Source organism: Rhodothermales bacterium (genome assembly GCA_034439735.1).
Taxonomy (GTDB): Bacteria; Bacteroidota; Rhodothermia; order Rhodothermales; family JAHQVL01; genus JAWKNW01.
Genome location: JAWXAX010000035.1, coordinates 1 through 7096, shown reverse-complemented (window position 1 = coordinate 7096; position 7096 = coordinate 1). Strand labels below are relative to the sequence as shown.

7 protein-coding genes are annotated in these 7096 nt (G+C 64.6%); all 7 read right to left on the bottom strand.

Annotated features, from left to right (window positions below; all coding sequences use genetic code 11):
- The coding region (locus SH809_02460; GenBank protein ID MDZ4698545.1) for a hypothetical protein at positions 1 to 554 on the bottom strand (554 nt) is incomplete at its 3' end.
- Between the two features lie 10 nt (positions 555 to 564).
- Complete coding sequence (locus tag SH809_02455; protein ID MDZ4698544.1) at positions 565 to 1866, bottom strand: prolipoprotein diacylglyceryl transferase; 1302 nt, start codon at positions 1864 to 1866, stop codon at positions 565 to 567.
- Positions 1863 to 2468, bottom strand: a complete 606-nt coding sequence (locus tag SH809_02450) for a DUF1080 domain-containing protein (GenBank protein MDZ4698543.1) — start codon at positions 2466 to 2468, stop codon at positions 1863 to 1865. The genes SH809_02455 and SH809_02450 overlap by 4 nt, the downstream gene beginning before the upstream one ends.
- Positions 2458 to 3045 carry a gluconate 2-dehydrogenase subunit 3 family protein gene (locus tag SH809_02445; protein MDZ4698542.1) on the bottom strand — a complete coding sequence of 196 codons (588 nt, stop codon included), beginning with the start codon at positions 3043 to 3045 and terminating at the stop codon, positions 2458 to 2460. The genes SH809_02450 and SH809_02445 overlap by 11 nt, the downstream gene beginning before the upstream one ends.
- 11 nt (positions 3046 to 3056) lie before the next feature.
- Positions 3057 to 4799: a GMC family oxidoreductase gene (locus tag SH809_02440; protein ID MDZ4698541.1), complete on the bottom strand. Its 1743-nt coding sequence runs from the start codon at positions 4797 to 4799 to the stop codon at positions 3057 to 3059.
- Positions 4800 to 4940: 141 nt separating this feature from the next.
- A complete protein-coding gene (locus SH809_02435) occupies positions 4941 to 5840 on the bottom strand; it encodes a sugar phosphate isomerase/epimerase family protein (GenBank protein MDZ4698540.1) in 900 nt (299 codons plus the stop codon).
- A gap of 141 nt (positions 5841 to 5981) precedes the next feature.
- Complete coding sequence (locus SH809_02430) at positions 5982 to 7016, bottom strand: zinc-binding dehydrogenase (GenBank protein MDZ4698539.1); 1035 nt, start codon at positions 7014 to 7016, stop codon at positions 5982 to 5984.
- Positions 7017 to 7096: the final 80 nt, after the last annotated feature.

Sequence of the window (7096 nt, the reverse complement as noted above, 5' to 3'; positions counted from 1 at the left end):
TCGCTACCCCCATCGCCCCCGCCGCCATTGCCGGGATCCGAGCCTCCGGGGAACGAGATCGGGATGAACTGGGCGAGCGTCGCGATCTGGTCCTGCGGGAAACGCCCGCCGTCGATCGGACCAGGCTGTAAGATGGGATCCCCGACCCTGGCTGCGTTACTATTGGCCAGGACATGGTTGTTGGAGAGGATATACGTTTGCCCGTTTTTGCGGACGAGGCAACCGAGGGTGCCAGCCGTGATCTCCACGTGCCCGATGCTGCATCCTCCTGGTGAGGGGCGGTAGCGGGCGGTCCGGTCGGCAAACGCCCTGATCACGCCGGTCTCCACGACATCCGTCGGGATGTCATCCACGGCTGGCGGGATGCGGTCTTCAGGCGCCAGCTCGCTGGATCTCACCTTCTTCACGACCGAACACACGATGCTGAGCGTATTTGTACGCTTACCGTCCGTCACCTTGTAGCCGACGCCGACGGCCACCACATTTGGGTGCGCCAGGAGGTCTTCGCAGCGGCGCTTTAGCGTGGCGCGGCAGGATTCCAGGGTGTTGTTCATTTCGATTGACTCATGCGAGAAAAGGAGTGGGGGCCGGCGCGTCAACAGAGCGGGTGAGCCGGCAGGCCATATGATACATGTTTGCGCCGGCTTTATAAAGTACAGCCTGTTGGATGGCCGGACGGAGCCGAAACAGAAACGCCCCGAGGCGCCGCGCCTTTCGGGGGGCAAGCAACCCGGCTGTTCCTGATAGCGTGAATGTGAGCGAGATCCCGTCAACCGCCGGCTCGCGGGAGACGAGGACCCCGTTGGTCATCCGGGCGACATGGACGGCGCCGGGGCGACGGGCGGGCATCGCGTCGCCGGCTTCGAGGGTGTCGATCGCCCGGGCCAGGAGAAACAGATCGTGTGGCTCAGTCGCTCCGCCATCGCGACGCCGACGCATCGCCTGCCAGAGCGCGAAGAGGATGGGCAACGCGAGTACACCCGGCAACCACCGTGGGGCCGGCGCGCCCCCGGCAAGGACGGCGCCGCTCGCGCCGAGCGTCAGCGCAAGGGTGATCCACTGCGCTTCGGTCAACCCACCGTGGGCGAGGCGATACCGATCGCCTCTAGCATATTCCACACTGAAGCGACCGGTTGCGTAAAAGGCGATATACACGAACAGTGGGACGCCGGCCGCGGCGCCGGAAAAGGCGAGCACGATGGCGACGAACGTGCACAACACGATCCACCCGCTTTCCAGGAGTTGGATGGGAACGAATCGTACCCCGAACAGGGCCGGTGGAATGCCCGATGCGGTATGACGAGCGCCGTACGATACCCCCCATGCGGCCGGCACGCCGTGGCAACAACCGGCCATGAAACACCCCACGCGCCCCGGCGCCTGCAGCGCCCCGAACCCCACGATGACGGCATCCAGGACGGCCAGAACTGATACGCCGGCGAGCCCGGCCACAAGCGCCGATGCCACCAGGCCGCCCAGCAGAAAACGGAGAAAGACGAGTCGGTCGCGACCCGTCACCACGACGGTAGCCACGATCTGGGCAGCCGATACCAGAACCACCGCGAGCCAGACGGCGGCGAGTACCCCGGGCGACAGGCCGCGCACGGCTCCCACGGCGGCGCCGGCGGCAGTACCGGCGACGATGCCGATATACCCCATCCCGTTGTAGCTCGAGATTCGGCGGCCGCCAAAACGCATAAACGGACGCGCCAGTCGATCCAGCGCGCGCGAGATCCCATCGAGCCGCCGCGCATCACGACGTTCGTAATGCGCGATGGGATGCGGCGGATGGGGAATGCCTTCCGGTTCGAGGCCGGCGTAGGCCCGGTGTGCGGCCTCATGGCGGACCCGAACAGCCTCGTTCACCCCAGTTGCTCGATCCGTAGATTCCGCCAGCGGACCCTGATGCCGCCGCCGTCGTGGATCTGCAGCGCGATCGAGCCGTTCGCCTGGCCGATCTTTTCGTCGTGGAAGTCGACCATCGGGGTGCCGTTGAGCCAGCTCTGGACGTGGTCCCCGACGACTCGGATCTTCATCTCATTCCACTCGCCCATGCGCAGCGCGCTGTCTTTCTCGGGTTCCGGCGTCACCAGCCAGCCGCGCCCGTACGATTCGTAGACGCCGCCGGTGTCGTTGCCTGGCGGGGCCACTTCCACCTGCCAGCCCGTGATCGTCGTGCCTTCGATGGAGGAGCGGAAGAACACACCGCTGTTGCCGTTCGCCTCCTGCTTGAACTCGAGCGTTAGCTCGAAATCCTTGTACGAGGCGTCGGTGGCGAGGTAGCCGTACTGGGCGTCCGGCCCGCTTTCACAGATCAGCTCGCCGTTTTCGACATACCACCGCTCGGTGCCGTAGACCGTCCATCCGGCCAGGTCCTCGCCGTTAAACAGCGCGGTCTGTTGCCCATTACAGGCGGTGTTGATTAGCAGCAGCGTAAGCAGGACGCCAATGGCGCGATTATTCTTCATAGCGAACTCCGAGATCGTTGAGTACTTCGTCGGGGCATCCCTTCCACTCTGGAACGAACACATTGCCCATATACTTGAGGTCTTCGACGCCCAGCTTGCTGGACCAGAATCCGGAGGCGGTGAGGTCTCGGAAGCTGCTGAAAAACGCTACGCCGTGCGCCACGCCTTCGGGAGCGGCATCCGGGTAGGCGATATCCTCGATCAGCTCGATCTGTTGGACACCGGTGCAATCGGCGAAAGGGGCGCTGAATCGTTTGCGGCACTGGACGTCGATCCACGCGAGGCCGCCGCGCATGGCTGTCTGCATGTCGGGCCGGTCGGTCATCATGAAATCCAGGTATTCCGGCACGCCGGCGTCGGTCGCGCTGCCGGAGCGGTCGTCGGCCGGGATCACGATATCGACAAGGAGGCGGAGGGTGCGCCACTCGTGGTCGTTAAAAAAGGCCGGCGCGAATGCCGAGCGGTCGGTCACGGCGCGCGCCTGCTCGGAGGCATGGGCGGCGTCCCGGCTCGTCCACGTGAAGCCCGCGGTCACGGGCGACACGGCCAGCAGTTTAAGGGTTTCTCTGCGATTCATAGGGCGTTGGATTACAGGTTGCCTTTTTTGCGTTGGTCGACGATATAGTCGGCCGTGCGCCAGGAGAGGGCCAGGATCGTCCAGGTCGTGTTTTTGTGCGCCTGCGAAGTGAACGGGCCGGCGTCCGCGACGAATACGTTCCGGGCGTCGTGCGCCTGGCAGTTGGCGTTGAGCACCGAGTTGCGCGGGTCGCTGCCCATCCGGACGGCGCCCACCTCGTGGATGATCTCGCCCGGGGGATGGATACCGTAGCCGTCTTCTTTCGTCGGCATCGGCGTGATCGGCGTGCCGCCCATCGCGTGGATGATTTCGCGCGCGGTTTCCTGCATGTGCTTGACCTGGTTGTACTCCTGGTCGCTGAAGCGGACGTCGAACCGGAGCACGGGGATGCCGTATTTGTCGACGACCCGCTCGTCGATCGTGCAGCGGTTCTCGCGACGCGCGATCATCTCCCCACGTCCCGAGAAGCCGACGATGGAGCCGTACATCGATCGGTAGTCGTTCTTCAGGGACACGCCGTAGCCGCCGCCGCCGCGCGGTTTACGCATTCCGAGGGCATAATCGACGCCGTTGTACCGGTGGATGCCGCCCATGAAGCCGGCGCCCGGCATGTCCCGCCCGCCCCAGATCTCGAAGTGGTAGCCGCGGAGGAAGTCCTGCTTCTTCGCATCGAGCCACCAGGGGATGTATACGTGCATCCCGCCCACTCCGTCGTCGTTGTGGGGTTTCTGGTTGATGAGCTGGGGGATGATGCCGGCGACGCTGGTGCCGGTGGAGTCGGTGATGTACCGCCCGACGGCGTCGCTCGAGTTGGCGAGGCCGTTGGGGTGTTGCGGGGACTTCGAGTTCATCAGGAGGCGGGCGGACTCACACGCGCTGGCGGCGAGCACGACCACGCGGGCCTTCACCTGATACTCCTGCCCATCCACCGTACTGACGTACGAAACGCCGGTCGCCAGGCCTTCGCCGTTGGTCAGGACTTCGCGCGCCATGGCGTTCGGGATGATCTCGAGGTTGCCCGAGGCGAGGGCCGGCCGGAGGAGGACGGACGGCGAGGAAAAGTTCGAGTTGGTCGCGCAACCGCGCCCGCACTGGCCGCAGTAGTGGCAGGCGGCGCGCCCGTTGTGCGGCTTCGTCAGGATCGAGAGCCGCGAGGGGATGACGGGGATGTTGAGCGTGTCGCAGGTCTTCTTGACGAGCAGCTCGTAACAGCGCGGTTTGGGCGGAGGCAAAAAGATGCCGTCCGGCTCGTTATAGATCCCCTCGTTGGTGCCGAAGATGCCGACGAGCTGGTCTACTTTGTCGTAATACGGACTGATGTCGTCGTACCCTATCGGCCAGTCGTCCCCTTCGCCGTCGATGCTGCGCACCTTGAAGTCGTTTGGCCCGAAGCGCAGGGAGATGCGCCCCCAGTGGTGGGTACGGCCGCCCAGCATGCGGGAGCGGAACCAGCGCCACTCGGTGCCGGGGGCGTGGGTGTACGGTTCGCCGTCCAGCGACCAGCCGCCGAGGCAGCCGTCGAACTCGCCGAAGTGCCGTTCCGGCGTGGCTGCGCCGCGCCGCATGGACTCGTAATTCCACTTGAACATGGCGCCGTCCGACTCCGAGTACCAGGTCGGGCCGGCCTCGAGGACGACGACTTTCGCGCCGGATTCCGCCAGTACCTTGGCCGCCATGCCGCCGCCGGCGCCGGAGCCTACGATGCAGATATCGTACTCCTGGGTCGTGATGATATTGGGTAAGGAACGCTTCATATCGGGATCGCTGTTAACGGGTCGGGCGCCGGGTGCGACGCTCGCGCTTCTTATTACCAAATTTTCGGTTGATCCGCAACGCTTCGCGGGGGGTGGCGCACCATTTCATCCGGGCAGACCATTTTTATGTGAACTCATTTTTCAGGTTAGTCCGTGCCGGCGCATCCGTTCGCGCAGGAAAACGGCCGATTCGCGCAGGTGGTCCATCCCTACGGCCGGGTCCTGGCCGTCTTCGATCGACACCCAGCCCTGGAAGCCGGCCTCGCGGAGGAGGGTGAAGATGCGGTCGTAATCGTTCATGCCCTGCCCGATGACGCCGTGTTTGAGCATGCCGGCGTAGCCCGTGTGCGGGTCGGCCTCGAGGCGGCGCAGGTCCTCCAGCGTCCCGCCCTCCAGGTAGCGATCGCTGGCGTGCATGGATACGACGCGGTGTTTTACGGCCTCGAGGAGCATAATCGGGTCGTCGCCGGCGACGATGGCGTTCGAGGGGTCGTAGTTGATGCCGAAGTACGGGTGCGGGCCTATGGCGTCGACCAGTTCGAGGAAGACGTCCGCCTTCTGGGCGAACTCGGGGTGGGACCAGTAGCCGTCTTTGTAGTGATTTTCGAGGATGAGGACGACGCCGTGCGCCTCGGCGGCCGGCAGGGCCTCATGGATGCATTCGACGACCCACCGGATGCCGGCCTCGCGGGAGACCTCCGGCCGGCGCTGGCCGGACAGCACCCGGCAAAACCGCCCCCCGAGCCGCGCCGTCGCGAGGATGGCTTCTTTCTGCTTCTCCACTTCCTCAAGTCGCTCGGAACGCGCGGGGCGGGTGAAGTCGGGCGAAAAACACATCATCGGGATGCTCCGGCCGGCGTCCTCCACGCGCCGGCGGATCCGTTCCAACTCGGCGGGATTCTGCCAGGGCGTAAAGCCCCAGTAGAACTCGTACCCGTCGACATCCAGCGTGCCGGCGAGGTCGAGCCAGTCATCCACCGTCATCTCACCGGTGACACAGAGCTGGTCGAGGAAGCATTTGGGGAAAACGGCGAGAGGCATGGGGGAAAAGGGGAAAGGCAAAAGGCAAAAGAGAAAAGGAAAAGGGAAAAGGCAAAAGGGTAAAGGCAAAAGGAAAAACACTGGTACTCGCAGCAAGTATCTCCCCCCTTTTCCCTTTTGCCTTTTCCCTTTTGCCTTAATTCAGGGTTTCAACACCGCCTTCACATAACTCCCGTCGAGCATGTGGGAGAAGCAGTCGTGCCAGTCGGCGAGGGGGGCGACTTTGCTGATGACGGGGTCGAGGTTGATGAGGCCGCTGTCGAGGAGGCGGATGACGCGCTCCCAGACGGGCCAGTTGTGGGAGAAGCTGCCCTGGAGGGTGACGTTTTTCTGGACGAGGGGGTCGATGCTGAAGTTGAGGGGTTTCGGGCCCCAGCCGACCTTCGTGATCTGGCCCGCCGGCCGGACGGCGTCGATGGCCAGCTTGAGGGTGTCCGACACGCCGGCGGCGTCCACTACCACCTCGACGCCCAGGCCGCCGGTGAGCTCGCGCACCTGCTCGACCACCCGCTCCGTGAGCACGATGTCCACCCCTAGCTGTTGGCCGACATTCAGCCGGTGGCTGTCGGCGGGCAGGCCGGTCAGGATCACGATGGCGCCGTTGAGTTTAGCCATGGCCGCGCACAACAACCCGATGGGCCCCGGCCCGATCACGAGCACGAAGTCGCCCGGCCGGATACGGGTGTTCATACACATCGCGTTAAACGCGACACAGCACGGCTCGGTGAGGGCGGCCTTGTCGAACGGCAGCGTGTCCGGCACGGCGTGGAGGCACCGCTCGGGCACGCGGACGTAACTGGCCATCGCGCCGTCGACGCCGTAGCCGAAGCCTTTGCGCGAGGGGTCCAGGTTGTACTGGCCGGCGCGGGTGAGGGGGGAGAAGAGGTCGATCACCGCGGCCGTCTCGCTCACCACCCGATCGCCTTCCTTGAATCGTTTAACGTCGGCGCCGGCCTGGAGGATGACGCCTCCGAACTCGTGCCCCAGGACGCAGGGGTAATTGACCGGCCAGCTGTGGGTGCCGTGCCACTGGTGCAGGTCGCTCCCGCACACCCCCACCGATTCGACTTTGAGTAACACGTCCTCCGATCCGATCGTGGGGACGGGCACTTCGCGCAACGCCACACTCCCGGAGGCCGCGGCGAAGTTGACAAGGGCAGGCATGGAGGTGGGCATGGGAGGGATGGTTGATGGTTGATGGTTGATGAGACATCGCAAACCGCTAATCGCTTATCACGAATCGCTAATCCTAAAGG